Origin of the sequence: Acuticoccus sediminis (assembly GCF_003258595.1) — a bacterium.
Classification (GTDB): Bacteria; Pseudomonadota; Alphaproteobacteria; order Rhizobiales; family Amorphaceae; genus Acuticoccus; species Acuticoccus sediminis.
The window spans coordinates 136,844-161,212 of record NZ_QHHQ01000005.1; the positions used below are offsets into that span (position 1 = coordinate 136,844).

At 69.1% G+C, this 24,369-nt stretch carries 24 protein-coding genes and 1 tRNA gene; 11 read left to right on the plus strand and 14 right to left on the minus strand.

What is annotated here, in order from left to right:
* The first annotated feature begins 1 nt into the window (after position 1).
* Both DLJ53_RS22225 and DLJ53_RS22230 read left to right on the plus strand, forming a co-directional pair.
* On the plus strand, positions 2-334 hold the full coding sequence (locus DLJ53_RS22225; RefSeq protein WP_211100655.1) for a Rid family hydrolase: 333 nt from the start codon (positions 2-4) through the stop codon (positions 332-334).
* A 146-nt stretch (positions 335-480) separates the two neighbouring features.
* Positions 481-2,775, plus strand: coding sequence for a xanthine dehydrogenase family protein molybdopterin-binding subunit (locus tag DLJ53_RS22230; protein ID WP_111349360.1), 2,295 nt, complete (start codon positions 481-483; stop codon positions 2,773-2,775).
* Between the two features lie 31 nt (positions 2,776-2,806).
* Here DLJ53_RS22230 and DLJ53_RS22235 read toward each other — a convergent pair whose 3' ends face one another.
* A complete protein-coding gene (locus DLJ53_RS22235; RefSeq protein ID WP_111349362.1) occupies positions 2,807-3,583 on the minus strand; it encodes an IclR family transcriptional regulator in 777 nt (258 codons plus the stop codon).
* A gap of 145 nt (positions 3,584-3,728) precedes the next feature.
* On the opposite strand from DLJ53_RS22235, the gene DLJ53_RS22240 reads away from it, so the two are divergent.
* On the plus strand, positions 3,729-4,370 hold the full coding sequence (locus tag DLJ53_RS22240; RefSeq protein WP_111349364.1) for a VOC family protein: 642 nt from the start codon (positions 3,729-3,731) through the stop codon (positions 4,368-4,370).
* Positions 4,371-4,455: 85 nt separating this feature from the next.
* Here DLJ53_RS22240 and DLJ53_RS22245 read toward each other — a convergent pair whose 3' ends face one another.
* The 4 genes from DLJ53_RS22245 to DLJ53_RS22260 all read right to left on the minus strand — a co-directional run bounded on the left by DLJ53_RS22245 (position 4,456) and on the right by DLJ53_RS22260 (position 9,029).
* Positions 4,456-5,292 carry an SDR family NAD(P)-dependent oxidoreductase gene (locus tag DLJ53_RS22245; RefSeq protein ID WP_342353611.1) on the minus strand — a complete coding sequence of 279 codons (837 nt, stop codon included), beginning with the start codon at positions 5,290-5,292 and terminating at the stop codon, positions 4,456-4,458.
* Positions 5,293-5,602: 310 nt separating this feature from the next.
* Positions 5,603-6,940: a L,D-transpeptidase family protein gene (locus DLJ53_RS22250; RefSeq protein WP_111349368.1), complete on the minus strand. Its 1,338-nt coding sequence runs from the start codon at positions 6,938-6,940 to the stop codon at positions 5,603-5,605.
* Positions 6,941-7,090: 150 nt separating this feature from the next.
* The gene (locus tag DLJ53_RS22255) at positions 7,091-8,047 is read right to left on the minus strand and encodes an acetyl-CoA carboxylase carboxyltransferase subunit alpha (RefSeq protein ID WP_111349370.1); all 957 of its coding nucleotides are present in this window, start codon (positions 8,045-8,047) and stop codon (positions 7,091-7,093) included.
* A 67-nt stretch (positions 8,048-8,114) separates the two neighbouring features.
* Positions 8,115-9,029, minus strand: a complete 915-nt coding sequence (locus DLJ53_RS22260) for a tyrosine recombinase (protein ID WP_111349371.1) — start codon at positions 9,027-9,029, stop codon at positions 8,115-8,117.
* 221 nt (positions 9,030-9,250) lie between these two features.
* On the opposite strand from DLJ53_RS22260, the gene DLJ53_RS22265 reads away from it, so the two are divergent.
* From DLJ53_RS22265 to DLJ53_RS22275, 3 genes are read left to right on the plus strand one after another with little or no spacing between them, the layout of a single operon-like run.
* Positions 9,251-9,889: a shikimate kinase gene (locus tag DLJ53_RS22265; protein WP_111349373.1), complete on the plus strand. Its 639-nt coding sequence runs from the start codon at positions 9,251-9,253 to the stop codon at positions 9,887-9,889.
* Positions 9,886-11,010, plus strand: a complete 1,125-nt coding sequence (aroB, locus tag DLJ53_RS22270; RefSeq protein WP_111349375.1) for a 3-dehydroquinate synthase — start codon at positions 9,886-9,888, stop codon at positions 11,008-11,010. The genes DLJ53_RS22265 and aroB overlap by 4 nt, the downstream gene beginning before the upstream one ends.
* Positions 11,011-11,050: 40 nt before the next feature.
* The gene (locus DLJ53_RS22275; protein WP_111349376.1) at positions 11,051-12,322 is read left to right on the plus strand and encodes an HlyC/CorC family transporter; all 1,272 of its coding nucleotides are present in this window, start codon (positions 11,051-11,053) and stop codon (positions 12,320-12,322) included.
* Here DLJ53_RS22275 and DLJ53_RS22280 read toward each other — a convergent pair whose 3' ends face one another.
* Entirely contained in the window at positions 12,323-12,748 is a 426-nt protein-coding gene (locus tag DLJ53_RS22280; protein WP_226579855.1) for an NUDIX domain-containing protein, read from the minus strand.
* Between the two features lie 203 nt (positions 12,749-12,951).
* On the opposite strand from DLJ53_RS22280, the gene DLJ53_RS22285 reads away from it, so the two are divergent.
* Positions 12,952-13,827, plus strand: coding sequence for a metallophosphoesterase family protein (locus DLJ53_RS22285; RefSeq protein WP_111349380.1), 876 nt, complete (start codon positions 12,952-12,954; stop codon positions 13,825-13,827).
* A 126-nt stretch (positions 13,828-13,953) separates the two neighbouring features.
* On the opposite strand, the gene sciP is transcribed toward DLJ53_RS22285, so the two are convergent.
* A complete protein-coding gene (sciP, locus tag DLJ53_RS22290) occupies positions 13,954-14,229 on the minus strand; it encodes a CtrA inhibitor SciP (RefSeq protein ID WP_111349381.1) in 276 nt (91 codons plus the stop codon).
* A gap of 139 nt (positions 14,230-14,368) precedes the next feature.
* On the opposite strand from sciP, the gene mnmA reads away from it, so the two are divergent.
* From mnmA to ppk2, 4 genes are all read left to right on the plus strand, one after another.
* The gene (gene mnmA / locus DLJ53_RS22295) at positions 14,369-15,532 is read left to right on the plus strand and encodes a tRNA 2-thiouridine(34) synthase MnmA (protein WP_111349383.1); all 1,164 of its coding nucleotides are present in this window, start codon (positions 14,369-14,371) and stop codon (positions 15,530-15,532) included.
* A 16-nt stretch (positions 15,533-15,548) separates the two neighbouring features.
* Positions 15,549-16,181 (plus strand): class I SAM-dependent methyltransferase, encoded by a 633-nt coding sequence (locus DLJ53_RS22300; protein WP_111349385.1) that lies wholly within the window; start codon positions 15,549-15,551, stop codon positions 16,179-16,181.
* A gap of 81 nt (positions 16,182-16,262) precedes the next feature.
* Positions 16,263-16,339: transfer RNA gene (locus DLJ53_RS22305), tRNA-Met, on the plus strand.
* Between the two features lie 211 nt (positions 16,340-16,550).
* Positions 16,551-17,417, plus strand: a complete 867-nt coding sequence (ppk2, locus tag DLJ53_RS22310; RefSeq protein ID WP_111349386.1) for a polyphosphate kinase 2 — start codon at positions 16,551-16,553, stop codon at positions 17,415-17,417.
* Positions 17,418-17,454: 37 nt separating this feature from the next.
* Here ppk2 and DLJ53_RS22315 read toward each other — a convergent pair whose 3' ends face one another.
* From DLJ53_RS22315 to cyoA, 7 genes are all read right to left on the minus strand, one after another.
* Positions 17,455-17,988, minus strand: a complete 534-nt coding sequence (locus DLJ53_RS22315; protein ID WP_111349388.1) for a response regulator transcription factor — start codon at positions 17,986-17,988, stop codon at positions 17,455-17,457.
* Positions 17,978-19,312, minus strand: coding sequence for an ATP-binding protein (locus DLJ53_RS22320; protein ID WP_202913292.1), 1,335 nt, complete (start codon positions 19,310-19,312; stop codon positions 17,978-17,980). The genes DLJ53_RS22315 and DLJ53_RS22320 overlap by 11 nt, the downstream gene beginning before the upstream one ends.
* 99 nt (positions 19,313-19,411) lie before the next feature.
* Entirely contained in the window at positions 19,412-20,188 is a 777-nt protein-coding gene (locus DLJ53_RS22325) for an SURF1 family protein (protein ID WP_211100656.1), read from the minus strand.
* A 7-nt stretch (positions 20,189-20,195) separates the two neighbouring features.
* Positions 20,196-20,603, minus strand: a complete 408-nt coding sequence (gene cyoD / locus DLJ53_RS22330; protein ID WP_111349390.1) for a cytochrome o ubiquinol oxidase subunit IV — start codon at positions 20,601-20,603, stop codon at positions 20,196-20,198.
* Positions 20,603-21,235, minus strand: coding sequence for a cytochrome o ubiquinol oxidase subunit III (gene cyoC, locus DLJ53_RS22335; RefSeq protein WP_111349391.1), 633 nt, complete (start codon positions 21,233-21,235; stop codon positions 20,603-20,605). Before cyoC ends, cyoD begins: the two co-directional genes overlap by 1 nt.
* Positions 21,236-23,233: a cytochrome o ubiquinol oxidase subunit I gene (cyoB, locus tag DLJ53_RS22340; RefSeq protein WP_111349393.1), complete on the minus strand. Its 1,998-nt coding sequence runs from the start codon at positions 23,231-23,233 to the stop codon at positions 21,236-21,238.
* Between the two features lie 12 nt (positions 23,234-23,245).
* Positions 23,246-24,325 (minus strand): ubiquinol oxidase subunit II, encoded by a 1,080-nt coding sequence (gene cyoA, locus DLJ53_RS22345; RefSeq protein WP_111349395.1) that lies wholly within the window; start codon positions 24,323-24,325, stop codon positions 23,246-23,248.
* Positions 24,326-24,369: the final 44 nt, after the last annotated feature.

The following is a 24,369-nucleotide window of genomic DNA, read 5'->3' on the forward strand; positions in this document are numbered from 1 at the left end:
TATGGGCGACGGCCCGGGCTCGGCCGAAGCGGTGATCCACGACCACGTGGTCTACCTGCCGGTCATCACCGCGCCGGTCTACACGCCGTCGGTCACCGGCCAGACGCAGCAGGTGCTGGACGCCATCGACGCGCGCCTTGCCGCCGCCGGCACCAGCAAGAACCGCATGCTGAGCGTCACGGTGTTCGTCTCGGACGCGCGCTTTCTCGATGAGATGCACGCGCTTTGGGATCAGTGGGTCCCGTGGCACGATCCCCCCGTCTGCACCGAGCTCGTCGCCAAGATGGCGCCGGAGGGGGCCAAGGTCGGTGTGCAGGTGATCGCGGCCGAATAGGCCGCGGCGGCGCCCGCTCCCCCGGGCTCGATGGAGCGGGCGCAGCTGGTGATCGTCAGTCGGAGCGTCCTGCCTGCATGCGACAATGCGCAGGACGCAGAGGCCAGGGTGGCGGCATCTCCCGCCGCCGTCGGACGGATGCGCGTATGAAGTTCGGAGCCGGCGGCCGGCCAAGCCGCCTCGAAGATGGCCGACTGATCACCGGCACGGCGGCGTTCACCGACGACATGGCGCCGGCGGGGCACCTCGTCCTCGGAGTCCTGCGCGCGCCGTTCGCTCATGGACGCATCGCCAGTATTTCGGTGGACGGCGCTCTGGCGATGCCGGGGATCGTCGCCGCCGTCACCGGGCGCGACCTCGTGGCCGACGGCGTCGGCCCGATCCCGGTGCTGCGGGACTATCCCGGTCCGGACGGAACCGGGGCGATGACGGCTCCGCCGCGCCATGCGGTGGCGGTCGACATGGTCCGCCACGTGGGCGAGATCGTCGCCGCGGTGGTCGGCGAGACGCTCGCGGCGGTCAACGACGCGCTGGAGGCGATCGCGTTCGAGATGGACGAGCGGGACGCGGTCCTTTCGCTCGCCGCCGCGACCGCCCCCGGCGCCCCTCTTGTGGCACCCGAAGCGGGCGGCAACGTCGTCACCGGCCGCACTCACGGCGACCCGGAGCGCGTCGCCGCCGCGTTCACCGCGGCGGCGCATGTGGTGGAGCTCGCGGTCGAGAACCAGCGCGTCACCGCGCTGCCGCTCGAGCCACGCGCCTCGGTCGCGATCCCGTCAACTGACGGGCGCGTCACGCTGCACACCGGGTCGCAGAACCCGACGGCGACCCTGCAGCAGCTCGCCGAGACGCTGGGCGGCGACAAGGCCTCGCTGCGCATCAGGGTGCCGGACATCGGCGGCGGCTTCGGCCTCAAGGGCTACCTCTACCCTGAGGACGTCCTCGTCACCTACTTCGCCGCGCGCCTAGCCCGTCCGGTGCGCTGGCGGGCGGTCCGGGTCGACGAATTCCTCGGCGCGACCCACGCGCGCGACCAGGTCACGACCATCGCGGCCGCATTCGATGCGGACCTCCGCGTCACCGCCATGCGAAGCCACACGCTGGTGAACGTCGGCGCCTACCCGCACCCGGCCGGCCCCATCCTCGCCCTTATGCTGGGGCCGAAGGTCGCCGCGAGCGTCTACGACATTCCGGCGGTCGCCATCGCCGTCGAGGGCGTCCTGACCAACACGCAGGCGACCGCCCCCTACCGCGGGGCGGGCCGGCCGGAGGCGATCTACGCGATGGAGCGGCTGATGGACCACGCCGCCGCGCGCTTCGGCGTCGACCCGGCCGAGCTGCGTGCGCGGAGCCTCATCAGGCCCGAGGCGATGCCCTACCGCACGGCGCTCGGCGAGACCTTCGATTCCGGCAACTTCCCGGAAGTCCTCGCGCAGATCCTGCGCGCGGCGGACTGGGACGGTTTCCCCTCGCGGCGGAGCGGGAGCGCGGCGCAAGGGCGACTGCGCGGACGCGGCCTCTCGATGTTCGTCGAGTGGACCGGCGGCGGCGCCTTCACCGAGGACGTGACGATCGCCGTCCACGCGGACGGGACCGTCTCGCTCGAAACCGCGACGATCCCGATGGGCCAGGGCCTCCACACCTCGTTCGCCCAGATGGCGGGGGCGATCCTGGAGATCCCGCCGGAGCGAATCCGCCTGCTGTCCGGCGACACGGATGTCGCGAACGGGTTCGGGTCCTTCGGCTCCCGCTCCCTCTTCGTCGGCGGCAGCGCTCTCGCGGTGGGCACGCACCACACGCTGGACGTCCTGCGCCAAAAGGCCAGCGACAGGCTGGAGGTCGACGGTGCGGACCTCGAATACCGGGCGGGACGGTTCGATGTCGCGGGGACGGACGTCGGCGTCTCGATCTTCGACCTCGCGGCGGAGGCGGGCGGCACCATCGGCGTCCCGTTCTCGCACACCGTCTCGGGGGAGACCTGGCCCAACGGCGCGCACGTCTGCGAGGTGGAGGTCGACCCCGTGACGGGTGAGGTCGCCGTGGTGCGCTACACCTGCGTCGACGACGTGGGCACCGTGGTGAACCCGCAGATCGTCGAAGGGCAGATCCACGGCGGCGTGGTGCAGGGCATCGGCCAGGCGCTGTCGGAGCGCATCGTCTACGACGAGGCGTCGGGCCAGCTCCTGACGGCCTCGCTGCAGGACTACGCCGTGCCCCGGGCGGACGACCTCTGCCCCATTCACAGCGTCCTCGACGAGCGCTGGCCGTGCCGCAACAATCCGCTCGGCGCCAAGGGGGCGGGCGAATCCGGAACCGTCGGCGCGCCGCCGGCGGTGATGTCGGCGTTGCTAGACGCGCTCAGGCCGCTCGGCGTCGAGACGCTGGACATGCCGGCGACGCCCGACCGGGTCTGGGCCGCGCTTCAGGCCGCCCGGCGATAGGCCGACCGGAACCGGGCAGCCCGGACGCCCGTCAGGCCGAGGAGGCGGACAGGGCGTCGGACGCGGCCCGCCCGGCCTCGACGACGGCCGGCGCGATCTCCCGGATCCGCTGGCGGGTGAGACGCTGGGTCGGGCCGGAGATGCCGATGGCCGCAACCGCCGCCCCGCCCAGAGCGAAGACGGGGGCGGCGATGCCGGCAACGTCCGCCCGATGCTCGCCGGTGTTGCGGGCGTAGCCGAGCTTGCGGATCTGCGCCATCTCGGCGTCGAGCGCCTCGGGGTCGGTGATGGTACGCGGGGTGAACCGGATCATTGACTGGATCGCCGCGTCGCGAAGATGCTCGTAGTTGTAGGCGAGGAGGACCTTGCCGGACGCGACGCAGTGGAGCGGCGCCGTCTCGCCGCGCTCGGTGTAGGCGCGTACGGTCTGGTCACTGTCGATCTTGTCGATATGCATGACGTGCGCGCCCTCGATGACCGAGAGGTGCACGCTCTCCCCCGTCGCCTGGACGAGGCCGTGCATCGCCGAGACGCACAGGCCGGCGATACGCTGGTGGCTCATCAGGGCGGTGCCGAGACGCCAGAGCTTGAGGCTCGCCCGGTAGGTCCGGTCGGGCTCCTGCGCGGCGTAGTTCATTTTGCACAATGTCTTCACAAGCCGATGAACATTTGATTTGTTCATCGACAGCTGCGCCGCGATCTCCGTGATTCCGAGAGGCTTCGGGGACGCCGCGAGGGTCTCCAGGATCTGAAGCCCTTTGGACAGGGTGCTGTCCACCCGCTCCGTGCTCTCCCCACGCTCGGTCATGTCGCCCCTTCTCGTCGTGAACGCCGCAGCTTGAGAAGCCTAACACCGCGTGCCAATATCTAGAACTGTCGTTCCATATATTGGAAGAATCAAACAATACCAGCCCGTTCACGGCACTGTGCGCGCGCCGGCCGTCGGAGATCCCATGCAAAACGTCATAGACCACGTCGCGATCGGAGCGGCCACACTGGAAGCCGGCGGCGCGGCCCTGAAGGATATGCTGGGCGTCGAGCTGGCGCCGGGCGGCAAGCATCCGGACATGGGAACGCACAACCGCCTCACGCGAACGGGCCCCGGCGAATTCGTCGAGCTGATCGCGATCGACCCCGAGGCCCCCGCCCCCGGCCATCCCCGGTGGTTCGGCCTCGACGAGGCGGCCACCAGGGCCCGCCTCGCCGCGGGGCCCGCGCCGGTCTCCTGGGTCGTGCGCACCGACGATCTCAACGCCGTGCTCGCGGCGACGCCGGAGGACGTCGGCACCCCGCGCCGCCTCAGCCGCGGCAACCTGACCTGGACACTCACCGTGCCGGAATCGGGCGTCGCGGCGCTCGGCGGGCTGGTGCCCTCGTTCATCCAGTGGGATGCCGAGCCGCATCCGGCGACGGGCATGCAGGACGCCGGACTGAAGCTCGCCGGCATCACCCTGAAGTCGCCGGAACCGGCGAAGGTCGAGGCCTTCCTCGAGGCGGTCGGCATCGCCCATCTCGCCACCGTGGAGGAGGCGCCCGTGGCCGGCCTCGGCTTCACGCTGCTGACGCCGGACGGACGGACCGTCACGCTCGGCTGACGCCGCCGCCTCGACCCGCCCCTGTTTCAGCCCGCCCCTGTCTCGACCCGCGCGTGTCTCGGCCCGCTCCGGCCCCGTCCCGCGCTCAGACCGTGTAGTTGAGCGCCAGGCGGCCGCCGTCGACGAAGATCGTCTCACCGGTGATGTAGCTCGACTTGTCGCTGGCGAGGAAGGTGACGACGTCGCCGATCTCGCTCGGCTGGCCGAGGCGGTGGATGGGGGTGCGTGACATCACCATCCGCATCGCCTCCTCGCTGGCGGCGACGCCCTTCATCATGTCGGTGAGGATCGAGCCGGGGCCGACCGCGTTGACGCGGATGCCGTGGTCGATGAGCGCCAGCGCGGACGCCTTGGTCAGCTGCGCCACGCCGCCCTTGGAGGCGCAGTAGGCCGCGATCGCCGGGATCGCCACCACCGCGTTGATCGAGGACATGTTGACGATGCTGCCCTTGATCCCTTCGGCGACCATGTGCCGCGCGACCGCCTGGGTGGTGCGGAAGGTGCCTGTGAGGTTGACCGCGAGCACCTTCTCGAAGTCCGCGACCTCGAGGTCGAGGAACGGCTTGCCGATGGCGATGCCGGCGTTGTTGACCAGCACGGAGATCGGGCCGAGGGCGACGATGGCGGCGTCGAGCATCGCGGCGACGCTGGCGTCGTCGGCGACGTCGCAGTGAATGGCGACGGCGTCGCCGCCGATCGACGCGGCGGTGGCCCTGGCGGCCTCGAGGTCGATGTCGGTGACGGCGACCTTGGCGCCCTCGGCGGCCAGCGCCTCGGCGCACGCGCGGCCGATCCCCTTGGCCGCGCCGGTCACGATGGCGCTTCGCCCTGAAAGTAGCATGTCGTCTCTCCTTCGCCGCGCCGGGCGCCAGCGTCCGCGCGGTGTCCGGACGGCGGGCGCCCGGGTCCGCGATCGGCCGATGCGCGCACCGCCGTCAGGCGCCCGAAGCGGCCCGGGACGGACGCGTGGGCGCGCCGCGCGTTGGCCCTATCGTTCCGAATACCGGAAACATTGTTCCGTATAAAGACACGCCGTCCGGCCCGCCGCAAGTGCCGCGCGCCTGACGGCTGCCGCGGCGACGGCCCGGCCGGAACCCACCGGGACGGCGGACCGGAAGCGGCGCCGTCCCGCGCCGTGCCGCAAGCGAAACGAGCCCGCCGCCATGGGCGCCGGGCTCGTTTCAGGATCGGCCTCGGGACGAGACGCTCCGGGGATCGCCCGGAGCGGCGGGTCAGTTGAAGAGGTTGCCGGCCTTGCGAAAGAGACCGCGGCTGCTCTTGGCGACCGAGGAGAAGAAGCCGGTATCCTCCTCCTCCGCGGCGTAGCCGAGCGGAGCGGTATTGTCCGGATTGGCTGTGGAGGCGACCGGCGTGTCGGCCGGGACCTCGGGCGCCGGCGGAGCGGCGGCTGGAGCCGGTGCGGGTGCCGGCGCGGACGGCTGCGTGCCGGACGTCGACGCCACGGCGGGCGGCGCGGCAGGAGCCGGCTCCGGCTTGGTGGCCGCCGGAGCCGCGGCCGGGGCCGGGGCCGGGGCCGGGGTCGCCGCCGCAGGCGCTGCGGCCTCGGTGTTCGTGTCGGCGGTCGCCGCGGCCGCAGGCTCGGGGCTGTCGGCACGGGCGCGCGAGAAGAAGCCGGAGATCGCCTGCTCGCGCTCCTCCCACCGCTCCTCACGCTGCTTGCGCATCTCGACGCGCGCGACCAGCGATGCGCGCTTCTCGAGGTCCGTGTCGCGCTTCTTGGTGACGAGTTGGGCCACCTGCGGGTCGACCGTGTAGCTCGGGCACGACGCCGACGGGATGAAGCGGCCGGAGGACGAGGCGTTGAAGACGTAGCGCCGTTCGCACACGTCCACCTTCGGCGCGACGCCGGTCACCTCGAAGTGATCGGCCCCCTCCTTCAGGTTCTCCCAGAACTCGAGGTTCTCGCTGTCGGCGTGCTTGGCCATGTTCTCCGGCGTCATCCGGAACGGGAAGGCCTGCACCTGGAACGCCTGCTGGCCGCCGACGAACGCCTCGCGCGCCAGGGCGTAGATCTCGCGGATCCCCTCGTCCTCCATCGCGTAGCAGCCGCGCGAGGAGCAGTCGCCGTGGACCATCAGGTTCGAGCCCGTGCGGCCGTAGCTGCGGTCGAAGGAGTTCGGAAAGCCGAGATTGAAGGACAGGTAGTAGGACGAGTTCGGGTTCATCTGGCCACGGTTGACCATGTAGAAGCCCTCCGGCGCCTGGCGGTCGCCCTCCTTGAGCTTCGGACCGAGCTTCCCGGACCAGGCACAGATGTCGTATTCCTTCAACATCTTGTACTTGCCGGCCTTGTCCTGCTTCCACACCTCGAGGACGCTGTCCTCCTTGTAGATGCGCAGCATGATCGGCGAGCGCTTGTCCATGTTCATGCGCGAGATCTTGGTCTCGAGCGCGGACGGGACGGGAGCGAGGTGCTTCGCCGTGCTGAGGTCGGAGACCTGGCAGCCCGAAAGGATGGTCGCACCCAGCATCAGCGTCGCAAGCGTCAGACCGACACGCGTCCGACGGCGGATCGAGCGAGGCGAGGTGCGGAGGGGGTCATGCGTCATGCGTGGATCCCGCGGTCTCTGGCGACAGGTACGCGCCGCCAATCATTGCCTCTACCGTCTGACGGCACGCATGACAAATCACGGACCGGGCTTGTTCCCAGCTTGCGTCCGCGAATCAAGGCGACCGTCACCTTTGGGCAACGGTCCAGATTAAACTTCGAGGCTGCGGCCGATGTTCAGGAAGCGCTGCGCCCGCATCGACTTCAGTGCGGCGCCGTCCTCCTGGCGCAGCTCGCGCAGCGCCGAGGCGATCTTCTCGCCGACACGGTCGATCGCGACGTTGCGGTCGCGGTGCGCGCCACCGACCGGCTCCTCGATGATGTCGTCGATGACGCCGAGGCGCAGGAGGTCCTGCGCCGTGATCTTCATGTTGGCGGCGGCGTCCTGCGCCCGGGCAGCGTCGCGCCACAGGATCGAGGCGGCGCCTTCCGGCGAGATCACCGAGTAGATGGCGTGCTCCAGCATCATGACGCGGTTGGACGCGGCGAGCGCCAGCGCGCCGCCCGAGCCGCCCTCGCCGATCACCACGGCGACGGTGGGGACGGTGAGGGTCAGCGCCTGCTCGGTCGAGCGGGCGATCGCCTCGGCCTGGCCGCGCTCTTCCGCGCCGATGCCGGGATAGGCGCCGGCGGTGTCGATCAGGGTGACGACCGGGAGGCGGAAGCGCTCCGCCATCTGCATGATGCGCTTGGCCTTGCGGTAGCCCTCCGGCCGCGCCATTCCGAAGTTGTGCCGCAGGCGGCTCTCGGTATCGACGCCGCGCTCGTGGCCGAGGACTGCGACGGAATGACCGTCGAGGCGGCCGACCCCGGCGATGATCGCCGCGTCTTCCGCGTACGCACGGTCACCGGCGAGCGGCGTGAAGTCCTCGAGCAGGCGGGCGATGTAGTGCGACGTATGCGGCCGGTCGGGGTGGCGCGCGACCTCGGTCTTCTGCCAGGGCGAGAGCTTGGCGTAGATCTCGCCGAGCGCCTTCTCGGCCTTGTCCTTCAGCTTCTGGATCTCGTCACGCGCATCGACGGCGGACGAGTCGCCCAGCGAGCGGAGCTCCTCGATCTTGCCGAACACATCGGCGACGGGCTTTTCGAAGTCGAGGAATGTACGCATTCGTCCGCAATGCAGGTTGGGGGTCGGCGGGACCCTTTAAGTGGGTGGACCGCCCTGTCAAGCCGCGTCAGCCAAGTGGATGGCAATCGGCGACGACGGAGGCCAGGTGGTCTGTGCCGACGTGGGTATAAATCTCCGTCGTGGCAATATCCTGATGGCCCAAAAGCGCCTGGACGACGCGAAGGTCCGCGCCACGGGCCACCAGATGCGTCGCGAATGCATGGCGGAGCACGTGCGGCGAGACACTCTCCGCCCTGAGGCCGGCCGCGCCGGCGAGCGCCTTCAGCTCCCGCGCGAACGCCTGGCGGGTCAGGTGGCCGGTCTGCGACGTGGCCGGGAACATGAAGCGCGACGGGCCGCGCACGGTGCGCCAGCGGGCCACCGCCGCCTTGGCGTGGCGCGACAGGGGCACGACACGCTCCTTCTCGCCCTTGCCGCGGACCACCATCATGTCGCTCTCCGCCCGCGGCGCCGCGTCCGGCAGGCCGACGAGCTCGGAGACGCGCAGGCCGCCCGCATAGAGAAGCTCGACCAGCGCCGCGCGGCGGATCGCGCCGGGATCGCCGCGCTGCGCCGCCTCCTCGGCGATGGTCAGGAGGCGGTCCACCTCCTCCACCGAAAGCACCTTGGGGAGCGGCCGGGTCTTCTTGGGGCTCGCCACCTGGGCGCCGGGATCGTCCCCGCGCGCGCCCTCCGCGTAGAGGAAGCGCAGATACCGCCGCACCGCCGAGAGGCGCCGGTTCTGGGTGGAGACGGCCGCCCCGTCCGCGGCCATCGCGCGCACGAAGCTGGTGATGTCCTCGGCCCCCGCCCTGTCGGCGGCGGTGCCGCGGCGGGCACAGTGGCCGGAGAAGGTCAGAAGGTCGTGACGATACGCCGCCAGCGTGTGCGGCGAGGCGGCCTTTTCCACCGCCATCATCTCCAGGAACGCGTCGATCAGGTGCAGATGCGCGTCCGGGGCCTTCGATCTGGTCGCTTGCATGGCACGCCCTCCCTCGCACGGGAGACCATGCGGCCTTGCCGTTGACCAACCGTCGCCGCGGCCATTCGAATTGTATCGAGGGGAGAGAATGCGGCCGGATCACTTGACGGCCGGCCGGGGGTCAGGCAGCAAGTCCGGCTTCAATGAATGGGTGGATAAGGGCTTGCCCTCGCCACGGATTTCGGGTCCGCTGAGCGGACGCCGACGTGGTGTGAACTGGGATGGAGACGACGTTGAGCCAGGATCGACCTGGGCTGGTGACGGCGCTGGGGCGCAACCCGGTTCTGGTCGGCTTGCCAGGCGCAGGCAAATCGAGCGTCGGCAAGCGACTCGCGGCCCGGCTGGGTGTCCCGTTCGTCGATGCGGACACCGAGATCGAAAAAGCCGCCGGCATGACGATCGACGAGATTTTCAAGATGCATGGCGAACCCGCATTCCGCGACGGCGAGGCGCGGGTCATCGCCCGCCTCGTCACCGGCGGCCCGCAGGTCATCGCCACCGGCGGCGGCGCGTTCATGCGCGCCGACACGCGCGAGGCCATCGCCCGGGACGGCATCGCCATCTGGCTCGACGCGTCGACCGACGTCCTGCTGTCGCGCATCGTGCGCCGCACCAACCGCCCGCTGTTCCACAACGTGGACCCGCGCCAGAAGCTCGTCGACCTGCGCGCCGTGCGCGACCCGGTGTTCGCCGAGGCGCCGATCCGGGTCACCTCGTCCGCCGGTCCGCATGACCGCGTCGTCAACGCCATCATCCGCGAACTGAAGGCGCGGGTGGACGGCATGCCGCAGGGCGACGCGGGCGAGACCGACTGCAAGGCCAGCGGCATGGCCGAACCCCAGGTGGCCGATCAGGCATGACAACTCTCGACACCCTCCGGCCGCAGACGGTTCACGTCCCGCTCGGAGACCGCGCGTACGACGTGCTGATCGGCGAGGGCCTCCTCGCCAACGCCGGCGCGCTGATCGCCGAGCGTCTCGGCCGCCGCCGCGCGCTGGTGGTGACGGACGACGTCGTCGCCGGCCTGCACCTCCCCGCCCTCATGGAGAGCCTCGCCGCTGCCGGCATCGGCGCGACGCACATCGTGCTGCCGGAAGGCGAGGCCACCAAGTCGCCCGAGCGGCTGCTGGAGACGGTGGACGCGATCCTCGACGCCGGGCTGGAGCGCAACGACATCGTGATCGCGCTGGGCGGCGGCGTCATCGGCGACCTAGCGGGCTTCGCGGCCGCGGTGGCGCGCCGCGGCATGCCCTTCGTGCAGGTGCCGACGACGCTGCTGTCGCAGGTGGATTCGTCCGTCGGCGGCAAGACCGGGATCAACACGCGCCACGGCAAGAACCTCGTCGGCGCCTTCCACCAGCCCGCGCTGGTCCTGTCCGACCTCGGCGTCCTCGCGACGCTCTCCGAACGGCACAGGCGCGCCGGCTATGCCGAAATCGTGAAGATCGGCCTCCTCGGCGACGTGGACTTCTTCGACCGCCTCGAGGCGCTCGGACCCCGCGTCTTCACCGACGGCCTCCAGGAGGCGATCGCGACCGCGGTCGCCGCCAAGGCCGAGATCGTGGTGGCGGACGAGCGCGAGGCCGGCCGCCGCGCCCTCCTCAACCTCGGCCATACCTTCGCCCATGCGGTGGAGCGCTGCGCCGGGTACGATGGTCGCGTGGTGCATGGCGAGGCTGTCGGACTGGGTCTTGCCCTCGCCTTCCGCTTTTCGCAGACTCTGGGCCTCTGCCCCGGTCAGGATACGGTCCGGGTCGAGCGTCACCTCGCCGCGGTGGGCCTGCCCACCACCTTCGGCGCCCTTCCGGTGACCTTCGACGCCCCGTCGATCATCGCCGCGATGGCACAGGACAAGAAGGTGAAGGACGGGATCGTGCGCTTCGTTCTGGTGAACCGAATCGGCGATGCGTTCGTGTCCGACGGTGTGGCGCCCGAAGCGCTACGGGACTTCCTGACCGCCGAGGGTCTCGCCACACCATGACCGCCATCGCCATGACCGTGGCAACGGATCGAGCCTGACGGTGATCGACTGGTCTCTCTGGCTGACAGTGGGCGCGATCGCCGTGCTTCTCGCCCTGTCCGCCTTTTTCTCCGGCTCCGAGACGGCGCTGACGGCCGCCTCGCGCGCCCGGCTGATGCAGCACGAGAAGCAGGGCTCGGAGCGCGCCGGCACCGCAGCCAAGCTGATGGAGATGCGTGAGCGGCTTATCGGCGCGCTGCTCGTCGGCAACAACCTCGTCAACATCCTCTCGTCCGCGCTCGCGACGTCGGCGCTGATCCGCATCTTCGGCGACACGGCGATCGTCTACGCGACGTTCATCATGACCGCCCTCGTGCTGATCTTCTCCGAGGTGCTGCCGAAGACGCTGGCGATCCTGCGGCCGGAGAGCTTCGCGCTCGCGGTCGCGCCGACGGTGCGCGTCATCGTCATCGTCTTCGCGCCGGTGACGAACCTCGTGAACCACATCGTGGCCCTGATCCTGCGCCTCTTCGGCGTCAGGGCGGACATGGCGACGGTGAGTTCGGCGCGCGAGGAGATCCGCGGCGCGGTCGACCTGCAGCACGCCGAGGGCGGCCTGCACAAGTCCGACCGCGACCGGCTGGGCGCCATCCTCGACCTCGCCGAGCTCGACGTGTCGGACGTCATGGTCCACCGCACCCGGATGCGCATGATCGACGCCTCGCTGCCCCCGGCCGCGATCGTCGAGGAGGCGGCCAACTCCCCCTACACCCGCATGCCCCTCTTCGAGGGCGAGACGGACAACATCGTCGGCGTCCTCCACGCCAAGGACCTCCTGCGCGCGGTCCAGTCGCTCGGCGGGGACATGGAGCGGCTGAACGTCAGGGCGATCGCCAAGCCGCCCTGGTTCGTGCCCGAATCGACGATGCTGCAGGACCAGCTCAACGCCTTCCTGAAGAAGAAGGCGCACTTCGCGCTGGTGGTGGACGAGTACGGCGAGGTGATGGGCCTCGTCACCCTCGAGGACATCATCGAGGAGATCGTCGGCGAGATCGAGGACGAGTACGACAACGAGGTCGAGGGCCTGCGCGTCGAGCCGGACGGCACGGTCATGGTGGACGGCTCGGTATCGATCCGCGACCTCAACCGCGCGCTCGACTGGGACCTCCCGGACGACGAGGCGACGACGGCCGCCGGCCTCGTGATCCACGAGGCGCAGATGATCCCGGAGGTGGGTCAGGCCTTCACTTTCCACGGGGTGCGCTTCGAGGTCGCGGAGCGCGAGCGCAACCGGATCACCCTGTTGAAGCTGAACCAGCAGGACGGCGAGTAGTCACCAGTCGGTGGAGGTCGGGACGCTCTCGAACGCCTCGGCCAGGCGGCGCATGGTCGAGGCGGTCGTGCCGTCCGGAAGGCCGGCGATGGGCGCGGCGACGACCTCGGCGATCTCCAGCGCCTGGGCCCGCAGGGGGAAGCTGTTGAGATCGTCGACCACGTCGACGGCGTAGGTGACGACGTGGTCGCGGTTGGAGTAGCCGCGGTTGAAGTGCACGCCGACGAGGCGCAGGGCTCCGTCCGGGACGTAGCCGGTCTCCTCGCGACACTCGCGGACGGCCGCCTCCTGGGCGGTTTCGCCGACGTCGACGCCGCCGCCGGGAAGATGCCAGCCGGCGGTATAGGTGTGCCGGACGAGGAGGATGGTGCCCGCAGGGTCACGTACGATCAGGCGGACTCCCAGGCTGACAGGCGGTTTCAGCAACGCGGCAACTCGCCAGCGCAGCGCGCGTGATAGCCCCAAATTGGCCCTCCTTCTTGCGAACGCGCGCCCCACTCGGCGCGTTAACTGGTTGTAAAGCCGATTTGGATCGACACCACCCCTCGGCCGATCGGAAACTCGATATTGGTGTTTGCGCCCCAGATTGGACGCTTGCACCCCGCCACAGGACTCTCTCAAGGACTGCAATGCGACTACGCTTGGCCCACTTGTCCGACCCGCATCTCAGCCCCTTCCCGAAGCCGACGCTGGGCGAGCTCGTCTCCAAGCGCGTCTTCGGGTACGCGAACTGGGTGAAGAACCGCAAAGGGTCGCTGGTGCAGGCCGACCTCGACCGGCTCATCGCCGACATGCGGGCGCAGAACCCGAACCATTACTGCGTCACCGGCGACCTCGTGAACATCGCCACCGACGCCGAGGTGGCCGCCGCGCGCGCGTGGCTCGAGAAGCTGGGGCCGGCGCAGCGGGTGAGCGTCGTCCTCGGCAATCACGACGCATACGTCCCCGGCGCCGCCTGCCGCGCGGTCCAGGCCTATGGCTCCTATATCCCGGGCGGGAACTTCCCCTACGCGCGGCGGCTGGGCGCGGTGGCGCTGGTCGGCGTCTCGACCGCCGTGGCGACGCCGCCGCTGGTGGCCTCCGGCCGCGTCGGCGGCTCGCAGCTGTCGAGCCTCGCCGCCCTCCTCGACCGGCACGACGACGCCTACAAGGTGGTGATGATCCATCATCCGCCGGACGCCTCGCTCGCCTCCGGCCGGCGCGGGCTGACGGACGTCACGGCCGTGCGCGAGGTGCTGGCGGCCGGCTGCGCCGACCTCGTCCTGCACGGACACACCCACAAGCCGTCGCTCACCTTCCTCGAGACGCCGCGCGGGCGTGCCGCGGTGATCGGCGTGCCGTCCGCCTCCTCCGACGGATCGTCGCACCCGCCGGGCGCCTGGGCGATGATCGACATCGACACGGATGCGCGCACCGTGCACCTGACCCGGCGCGGACGCGTGAATGGCGGGGAGAGCATCCGCACGATCGAGACCGTGGAAATCGAGGCCAACGCGGTGGCGTGAGGGTCTCATCGGGCGGGGTGTCGCGGCGTTTCTGGGACCGGCCGGAGCCACGGTCCGGAACGCTGCCGCGGGGCCGCTGGGGCGACAGCGCGATGGCGGCCGGGCGGACCCGGCCTGCCGTCACGTTCAGGCGCGGTACTGCTGGACCTTCGTGGCACGCAGTCCGGCGAGGCCATGGCGATCGATCAGCGCGTTCCAGGATAGGAACTCCTCGACCGTGAGGGTATACCGCTCGCAGGCTTCGTCCATGGACAAGAGCCCGCCGCGGACTGCGGCCACCACCTCGGCCTTGCGGCGGATCACCCACCGCTTGGTATTCTTCGGTGGCAGGTCCGCCAGGGTTAACGGAGTGCCATCCGGACCGATGACATAACGATAACGCGGCTGTGGATACTCAGACATGACGCCTCGACATACGCCCAATTTCTGTCCTTTCGATAAGCCGCGACTCCTATTAACGCGAAGCTAATGTGACGCGGCGAGGTCCCCTCACGCGAGGTACGTTGCCGTCAGAGCGGTTTGTTATTAGCTAACGGTCGTGATGCATTCGTCAGAACCTTCGAATTCGTTGGGCTTGCCCGGGCGCGCCGAGGACCACCGTGTCGTCGTCGCGATGTCGGGGGGTGTCGATTCGTCCGTCGTCGCGGGCCTCCTCGCGCGCGAGGGCTTCAACGTGGTCGGCATGACGCTGCAGCTCTACGACCACGGCGCCGCCACCGCGAAGAAGGGGGCGTGCTGCGCGGGGTCGGACATCCATGACGCGCGCGTCGTCGCCGAGCGGCTGGGCATCGCCCACTACGTGCTCGACTACGAGAGCCGCTTCCAGGAAGGCGTGATCGCGGCGTTCGCGGACGCCTACGCCCGGGGCGAGACCCCGGTGCCGTGCATCGCCTGCAACCAGACCGTCAAGTTCACCGACCTCCTGTCGGCTGCGCGCACGCTCGGCGCCTCGGCGCTCGCGACCGGGCATTACGTGGCCAGCCGCGTGGAGCGCGGCCGGCGGCGCCTCTTCCGCCCGCACGACGCGCAGCGCGACCAGAGCTACTTCCTGTTCGCCACCACGGCCGAGCAGCTCGACTACGTGCGCTTCCCCCTCGGCGACCTGCCGAAGGACCGGGTGCGCGAGCTCGCCGCAGAGATGGGGCTCGTTGTGGCCGACAAGCCGGACAGCCAGGACATCTGCTTCGTGCCGGACGGGCGCTACTCCAACATCGTCGCCGCCATGCGCCCCGACGCCACCGAGGAGGGCCCGATCCGCCACGTCGACGGGCGCGTCCTCGGCCGTCATGCCGGCGTGATCGGCTACACCGTCGGCCAGCGGCGCGGCCTCAACATCGCGGTCGGCGAGCCCCTCTTCGTGGTGCGGATCGACGCGGAGACCAACGAGCTGATCGTCGGCCCGCGCGAGGCGCTGCGGACCCGCCGGATCATCCTGCGCGACACCAACTGGCTCGGCGACCCGCTCGAGATCGGCGACGAGACCTCGATCTACGCGCGCGTGCGCTCGACGCGGCCGCCGGCGCCGGGGCTCGTGCGCCGCACCGCCGACGGGCTGGAGGTGGAGCTAGACGAGGGCGAGGAGGGCGTGGCACCCGGCCAGGCCTGCGTGCTCTACGCCTCCAACGCGCCGCGGGCCGAGATACTCGGCGGCGGCTTCATCCAGCGCACCACGGCGAACATGGCCCCTCGCCTCGTCGACGCCTGAACCTAAAACGGACCTGATGACTTCGACCAACCGCACCGTCGAGGGCCGCGACGTAAAGTCGGCCTATGCCCGCTGGGCGCCGATCTACGAGTTCATCGCGACGCCGACCGTTCCGGCCCGCAAGATCGCGGCCAAGCGCGTGAACGCCATCGGCGGGCGCTTCCTGGAGGCCGGCGTCGGCTCCGGGTCGGCGTTGCCGCTCTACGACGACAACGTCAGCCTCGTCGGCGTCGACCTCTCGCACGACATGCTCAAGATCGCGCGCGAGCGGGTCGACAACGGCCTGAAGAACGTCGAGGCCATCCTCGAGATGGACCTCATGAGCCTCGCCTTCCCGGACGCCTCGTTCGACGGCGTCGTGTGCATGTTCACCATCACGGCCGTCCCCGACGCCTCCAGGGTGATGGCCGAGTTCGCGCGCGTGGTGAAGCCGGGCGGCATCGTCATGATCGCCAGCCACTTCGAGGCGAAGGCCGGCCCGTGGCAGGTCACGGACCGCATCCTGACGCCGTTCTCCAAGCGCCTGGGCTGGAACCCGTCGATGTCGATCGACGGTGTCCTCGACACGCCGGGCCTCACGCTGGAGAAGCGCGAGGAGCTCCCGCCGGTCGGCCTCATCACGCTGCTGAGCTTCCGCCGGACCGCGTAGGAGAAGTTGCGAGAGGCGGTGCGAATCGCGCGTTTGCCCGCTTGACTTTCACGGCGCGCCAACGCACTTAGGCGCGACCCGGGCGGAGTAGCTCAGTTGGTTAGAGCAGCGGAATCATAATCCGCGTGTCGGGGGTTCGAGTCCCTCCTCCGCTACCAATCCTTTCCCATCCAGTTCCCATCGTGACCGCGGCGCTTCGGCTTCGTGCAGCCATGTCTGTCAGCCGTCGCACGCCTGCAGGGCGAGCCGCAATGCGTCGGGGCTCTTGACGGTCGCTGCGGTCCGGGCGTCGCTTGTGGGCCTATGGTGGCTCAACCGCGGCCGGGTGGGATCGCGCTTCGAGCCGCCGGAGCCCCGGGGGAGGCGAGGATGGGCAAGAAGCACAAGAACAAGGACCGGAAACACGACGTCGCGGCGACGGGCACGCCCGCTCCCGCGAAGGACGCTGCCGCTCCCTCCAAAAAGGAGCGCAACGCCGCATACGAGCGCGAGCTGGAGCGGCTCCAGGAGGAGGTCGCCTATCTCCAGGCCTGGGTGAAGGCAACGGGCGCGCGCATCGTCATCATCTTCGAGGGGCGCGACGCGGCGGGGAAAGGCGGCGTCATCAAGCGCCTCGTCGAGCGGGTCAGCCCGCGCGTGTTCCGCGTCGTGGCGCTCCCCGCGCCGAGCGACCGCGAAAGGACCCAGATCTATTTCCAGCGCTACATCAACCACTTCCCCGCTGCGGGCGAAGTCGTGATCTTCGACCGGTCCTGGTACAACCGGCCTGGCGTGGAGCGCGTCATGGGCTTCACGCCGGAGGAGACGGTCAAGCGCTTCCTCGAGGTCCTGCCGGCGCTCGAGGGGCTGCTGGTGGAGAGCGGCATCGTCCTCCTCAAGTACTTCCTCGATGTCAGCGAGGCGGAGCAGGAGCGGCGCTTCAATCAGCGCATCGACGATCCCATGCGCCAGTGGAAGCTCAGTCCCATGGACCTCGAGAGCTTCCGCCGCTGGTGGGACTACACGAGGGCGTACGACGACATGATCCGGGCCACCGACACGCCGCACGCGCCGTGGTGGATCGTCGACTCGGACGACAAGAAGGCGGCGCGCATCAACTGCATCACGCACATCCTGAACTCGATCCCCTACGAGCGCATCCCGTTCGAGGTGCCCGAGCTCGGCAGGCGTCAGAAGCGCCCCGACGACTACGTGGAGGATCCGATCGCCCGCAACGTCGTCCCGTCCATATTCTGACGGGCCTGCGAGGGGTCTCGCGGGATTGCGACCGGGGTCAGTGGACCCGCAGCTTCTCCAGCTTGCGGGCGAGCGTGCGGCGATGCATGCCGAGACGGCGCGCGGTCTCGGAGATGTTGAAGCCCGTGTCGGCCAGCGTCTCGTGGATGCGCTCCCACTCCAGCGTCTTGATCGACGTTGTGCGCGGCGAGAGGGCGACGTTGGCGTTCCCGGACGTGCGGCAGAACGCTTCCTCGATGTCGTCGGTGTTGGCCGGCTTCACGAGGTAGTGGCAGGCGCCGAGCTTGATGGACTCCACCGCGGTGACGATCGACGCGTAGCCGGTCAGAACGACGATCAGCATGTCCGGGTCGCTCTTGTGGAGCATGTCGACGGCGACGAGGCCGGACGCGTTGGCGAGCTTCAGGTCGACGACGCTGAAGCGGATGTCGTGGACGGCGAGGATGTCCGGAATATCGTCCGGGCTGGAGCCGACCACGACCTCGTAGCCGCGCCGCTCGAACGAGCGCTTGAGCGTGCGGGCGAAAGACTCGTCGTCCTCCAGGATGAGCAGCTGGCGGTCAGTGGACATGGCCCTGCCCCTCCAGCGCCAGCACGCCGAGCGGCAGGCGGATCGTCACGCGGGCGCCGCCGGACGGGCGGTTCTCCGCCCTCGCCTCCCCGCCGAACTTGCGCAGGACATTGACGACGAGGAAGAGCCCGAGGCCGCCGCCGGGCCGTCCCTTTGTCGAGTGATAGGGGCGGCCGAACTCGGCGATCATGCCCGGCGCGAAGCCCGGGCCGCGGTCGGTCACGATGATCAGGAGGTCCTCGTGGTCGCGCTCGGCGCGAAGCTCGACGTAGTTTGGCGAGGCCTCGTAGGCGTTGTCGAGAACGTTGGTGACGACCTGCTTCAGCGCCTCGTCGGAGACGATCGACAGGTCCGGCGCGAAGTCGTTGCGGTAGTGCAGGCTGTTGGTGCCGCGCGCCTCGATCCACGCGGTGACGAGGGTGTCGAGGAATGCGCTGACCGACGTGACCGACGGCGCCTCGCCGCGGATGTCACCGGCGGATACGAGGATGCCGGTGACGATCGACTTGCACCGCTTCACCTCCGCCTGCATCTCTGCGATCTCCTGTGCGCGATCCGGGTCGTTGGCGAACTCCGGCATGTGCTGCCAGTCACCCAGCGTGACCGACAGCGAGGCGAGCGGCGTGCCGAGCTCGTGCGCGGCCCCCGATGCCAGAAGTCCCATTCGCACAATATGATCTTCTTCGACTGCGTTCTGGCGCAAGGCCGCTATGCGGGCGTCACGTTCGCGCAGGTTGCCGGCGATGCGGGTGAGGAAGGCGACAAGGAGGCCGGCCATCAGCACGAAGCAGGTCAAAAGCCCCAACGTATGCAAGCGGAAGAGCTCGGAATCGTTGCGGCCGGGAACCTGAAGCGGCTCGTACTTGAGCGTGAGGCCGATGTAGCAGGCGGTCGTCATGGCGACGATAAGCCACGCCGACCTTGCGTCGAGCAGGACCGCCGCGAGCGCGACCTGCAGCAGGTAGAGCGCGGCGAACGGGTTGGCCCCGCCGCCGCTCATGTAGAGTTGAGCCGTCAGCGCCGCGACGTCGAGCACCAGCACCAGCAGGAGCGTCTCCGGCGCGACCCTCTCGCGCCGCCGCACCCAGCGCAGGCTGACGAGGCTGAGGGCGATCTGGGCGAGGACGACGATGCCCATCTCCGGGAGCGGCAGCGCCACGCCGAAGCCGGGGCCGACGACGAGGATGGTCACCACCTGCCCCGCCACCGCGATCCAGCGGAGCTGGATCAGGAGGAGCATGTTCTTCTTGCCGCTGTCGTCCGCGCCGGACCCTGGCCGAAGCGCGTCGGCAGCGCTGACCCGCGCCGCGCCGGTGCCGCTCAAATTCTCGCCTCCAAAATTCGGGGCGTCCGTTCGCCGCCGGGTGCCGGCCCCGGCGTGCCGCCGGACCGTCCGCGCGGGCACGCAAGGCCTGTGGCCGGGCTAACCGCCGACGGCCACCCGCTTCGTATCGCCCCGCCCGCTTTCGGACCGCGCCGTCCCGGATCGTCCGGCCTCGGACGGTCCCCTCTCACGGCGCAGTCCGAGCGCCGTGATCGCGATGGATGTCAGCGCCAGGGCGAACCATGTCAACGCATAAACGAGGTGGGAATTGCGGAACTGGACGACCGTGAGGCCGCCGACCGGGACCTCGCCCGGCGCGTCCGCGTCCGCGTCGATAAAATAGGGCGCGACCGCGCCGAGGCCCCCGGCGGTGGCGATCGCGGCGGTGTCGCGCGAGTACCAGCGGCCGGCGTCCGGGTCGTTGGAGCGCAGGAAGGCGCCGCCCGGCTCCGTGACGCGCAGGAGGCCGGTGACCGTCACCGGTCCCTCCGGCGGCGCGATGTCGGCGGGGGTGCGGCGGTCCGGCGGCGCGAAGCCGCGGTTGACGAGGACGGTGAAGCCTTCCGCCGTCGCGAGCGGGGTCAGGACCCAGCTGCCGGGGCCGAGTTCGGTGACGGCCTGCACCAGCGTGTCGTGGCCGGTCTCGTAGGTGCCCGTGGCGGTGACGCGGCGGTAGGCGTCCCCGTCGGCGGTGATGCCGGCCCAGCCGTCGGGGCCGGGCGCGGCGACCGGCGCGGCGGCGAGGCGCGCGTCGACCCGGGCGATCAGGTCGAGCTTCCACTCCCGCCGCTGCAGCTGCCACACGCCGAGGCACACGAAGACGACCGTCGCGAAGGCGGCGAATCCGATGGCGAGCGTACGGCGCTTGCGTCCCACGGCGGTCTCAGCCCCCGCTGGCCGCGCTCCCGGAGAGGGGCGCGACGTTCCACGGCATCATGTTGGTGTTCATGTGGTACATGACCCAGAGCGAGCCGGCGAGCGTGATCACCACCAGGACGAGGGTGAAGATCAGCGCCATCATCGTCCAGCCGCCTTCCGCGCTTGGCGTCATGTGCAGGAAAAACACCATGTGCACGACGATCTGGACCACGGCGAAGCCCATGACGAGGAGCGCCGTCGTCGTCTTGTCCGGGATATACCCGCTCATCACCAGCCAGAACGGGATCGCCGTCAGGATGACCGACAGGATGAAGCCGGTCATGTAGCCGGAGAAGGTGCCGCCGGGGTGACCGGCGTCGTGTCCGTGGCCGTGGTCGTCGTGGTGAGCGTCGGTGTGGGTCTCAGCGCTCATCACAGGGCTCCCAGGAGATAGACGAAGGTGAAGACGCCGATCCAGATGACGTCGAGGAAGTGCCAGAACAGGCTGAGGCACATCAGACGGCGGCGGTTGGCGGCGATCAGGCCGAGCTTCCTGACCTGGACCATCAGCACGATCAGCCAGACGATGCCGACGGTCACGTGCAGCCCGTGGGTGCCGACCAGCGCGAAGAAGGCCGACAGGAAGGCCGAGCGGCCCGGGCCCGCCCCCTCGTGGATGAGGTGGGCGAACTCGTAGAGCTCGATGCCGATGAACGCGGCGCCGAAGAGGCCCGTGACGACGAGCCAGCGCTGCACCTGCGGCACCGACCCCTTCTCCATCGCCAGCATGGCGAAGCCGTAGGTGATGGAGGAGAGGAGCAGCATCGTCGTGTTGATCGCGACGAGCGGCAGCTCGAACAGCTCCGCCGCTCCGGGACCGCCCGCGGTCGCCTGGCTCAGCACACCGTAGGTGGCGAACAGGCTCGCGAAGATGAGACAGTCGCTCATCAGGTAGATCCAGAAGCCGAGCATGGTCGAGCCGCCCGACTCATGCGCGTGCTCGTCCGTCAGGTAGAAGGTCGGCGTCGTCATCTCGCTCTCGGGCGCGGGTGTTGCAGTCGACATTCAGGCCCCCTGCCCCAGGAGCGTGGTGCGCTGGGCCTCGGTCTCGACGACCACATCGGCCGGCACGTCCATGTCACGGTCGTAGTTGAAGGTGTGGTGGATCGCGGTGGCGATCATCGCGACGAAGGCCACGACGGCGAGCCACCAGATGTACCAGACCAGGGAGAAGCCGCAGATAAAGGCGAGGCCGGCCAGGATGATCCCCGTGCCCGTGTTCCTGGGCATGTGGATCGACTTGAAGCCTTCCAGCGGCCGCGTGTAGCCGCGCCTCTTCATGTCCCACCAGGCGTCCGAGTCATGGATGACCGGGGTGAAGGCGAAGTTGTAGTCCGGCGGCGGCGAGGAGGTGGACCACTCCAGCGTGCGGCCGTTCCACGGGTCGCCCGTCGTGTCCCGCAGCTTCTCGCGGTTCTTGATCGACCAGGCGATCTGGATGAGGAAGGCGAGGATGCCCACCGCGATCAGCGCGGCGCCGAAGGCGGCGATGATGAACCAGATCTGCAGCGACGGATCGTCGAAGTGGTTCAGGCGGCGCGTCACGCCCATCAGGCCGAGCACGTAGAGCGGCATGAAGGCGAAGTAGAAGCCGATCACCCAGAACCAGAAGGAGACCTTGCCCCAGAACGGGTCGAGCTTGAAGCCGAACGCCTTCGGCCACCAGAAGCTGATGCCCGCGAACATGCCGAACAGCACGCCGCCGATGATCACGTTGTGGAAGTGCGCGACCAGGAACAGCGAGTTGTGGAGGACGAAGTCCGCCGGCGGCACGGCCAGCAGCACGCCCGTCATGCCGCCGATCACGAACGTCAGCATGAAGGCGATGGTCCACATCATCGGCAGCTCGAAGCGGATGCGGCCGTGGTACATCGTGAACAGCCAGTTGAACATCTTCGCCCCGGTCGGGATCGAGATGATCATGGTCGTGATGCCGAAGAACGAGTTCACGCTCGCACCCGACCCCATCGTGAAGAAGTGGTGCAGCCACACGATGTAGGCGAGCACGGTGATGACCACCGTCGCATAGACCATCGACGTGTAACCGAAGAGGCGCTTGCCGCAGAACGTCGAGACGACCTCGGAGAAGATGCCGAAGGCCGGCAGGATGAGGATGTACACCTCCGGGTGACCCCAGATCCAGATGAGGTTGATGTACATCATGGCGTTGCCGCCACCGTCATTGGTGAAGAAGTGCGTGCCGACGTAGCGGTCGAGCGTCAGCATCGCGAGCACCGCCGTCAGGACCGGGAAGGCCGCGACGATGAGGATGTTGGCGCACAGCGCGGTCCACGTGAACACGGGCATCTTCATCATGCCCATGCCCGGCGCGCGCATCTTGATGATGGTCGCGATCAGGTTGACGCCCGATAGGAGTGTGCCCACACCCGCGATCTGCAACGCCCATATGTAATAGTCGACGCCGACGTCCGGACTGTAGGTGATGTCCGACAGCGGCGGGTAGGCGAGCCAGCCGGTCCGCGCGAACAGGCCGATGAACAGCGACGTCATCACCAGGACCGCGCCGGACACCGTCATCCAGAACGAGAAGTTGTTCAGGAACGGGAAGGCGACGTCGCGCGCGCCGATCTGCAGCGGCACCACGTAGTTCATGAAGCCGGTGACGAACGGCATCGCCACGAAGAAGATCATGATCACGCCGTGCGCGGTGAAGATCTGGTCGTAGTGGTGCGGCGGCAGGTAGCCCTCGTTCCCGCCGAACGCCATCGCCTGCTGCGCGCGCATCATGATCGCGTCCGCGAAGCCGCGCAGCAGCATGATGAGCCCGAGCACCATGTACATGATGCCGATGCGCTTGTGGTCGACGGTGGTGAACCACTCACGCCACAGGTAGCCCCAGAGCTTGAAGTAGGTGATCGCGCCCAGGACCGCCGCGCCGCCGATCGCGACCGCGATGAAGGTCACGATCAGGATCGGCTCGTGGAACGGCAGGGAGTCGAACGAGAGGCGCCCGAACAGGAACGCCCAAAGCTGAGAAAACATTACTGGGCTCGGTCAGAGTTGCGTGGGGGCGGGAAGCGCGGCTTCCGTCGCTTGCCAGGACTTGTCGGTGGGCGTCTTCATGCCGGCGCCGCGGACGGGGGAGAGGCCCGTGCCGTGCGGCCGCGACATCGGCGCGTCGACGGTGAAATCGGCTTCGTTGAGGCTCGCGGTCGTGAGCGGGCCGCACAGCGGCGAGCCGTCGTCCGCGACCATCCACTCGCTCATGCAGAGCGAGCCCGGCTCGACGCACTGCTCGACGATCGCCTGGAACAGCGACGGGTCGACGTTCGTGAAGGTCTCGGCGGGGACCTTCTCGCTGGGCTTGGCGAGTTCCAGGTAGGCGTCGCGGTCGAGGGTCCTGGCGGAGCTCCGGGCCGCCTCGATCCAGGCGTCGAAACCGGCGTCGTCGACCGACTTCATGACGAAGCGCATGCCCGAGAAGCCTTCGCCGCTGTAGTTGCTCGAGAAGCCCTCGAACTCGCCCGGCTGGTTCATGACCGCGTGAAGCTGCGTCTCCATGCCGGCCATCGAGTAGATCATGCCGGCCATGGCGGGGACGTAGAAGGCGTTCATCACCGACCCGGAGGTCAGGCGGAAGCGGACCGGACGGTCCACCGGGACGGCCACTTCGTTGACCGAGGCGACGCCGGATTCGGGGTAGATGAAGAGCCACTTCCAGTCGAGCGAGACGACCTCGATCTCGAGCGGCTTGGTGTCGGCCGGGACGGGCTGGTCGTGATTGATCCGGGCCAGCGGGCGGTACGGGTCGAGAAGGTGGGTGCCGAGGTAGGTCAGCGCCCCGAGACAGATGATGATCGCCAGCGGAGCCGCCCAGATGACGAGCTCCAGCATTGTCGAGTGGTCCCAATCCGGCTCATACTTGGCGGCGTTGTTCGAGTGGCGGTAGCGCCAGGCAAACAGCACCGTCAGCGCCATCACCGGGATGATGATGATGAGCATCAGCCCGGTCGAGATGACCAGGAGGTCGCGCTGCTGGGCAGCGATATGCCCTGACGGATCGAGGACAACGAAATTACACCCTCCAAGTCCCGCCAGAAGCGGAAGGAGGAGAAGAAGCTTTAGAGGACGCAAGACGAATCCTGTCTTTGGGAGACTCGCGGCCGGACCGCACGCGG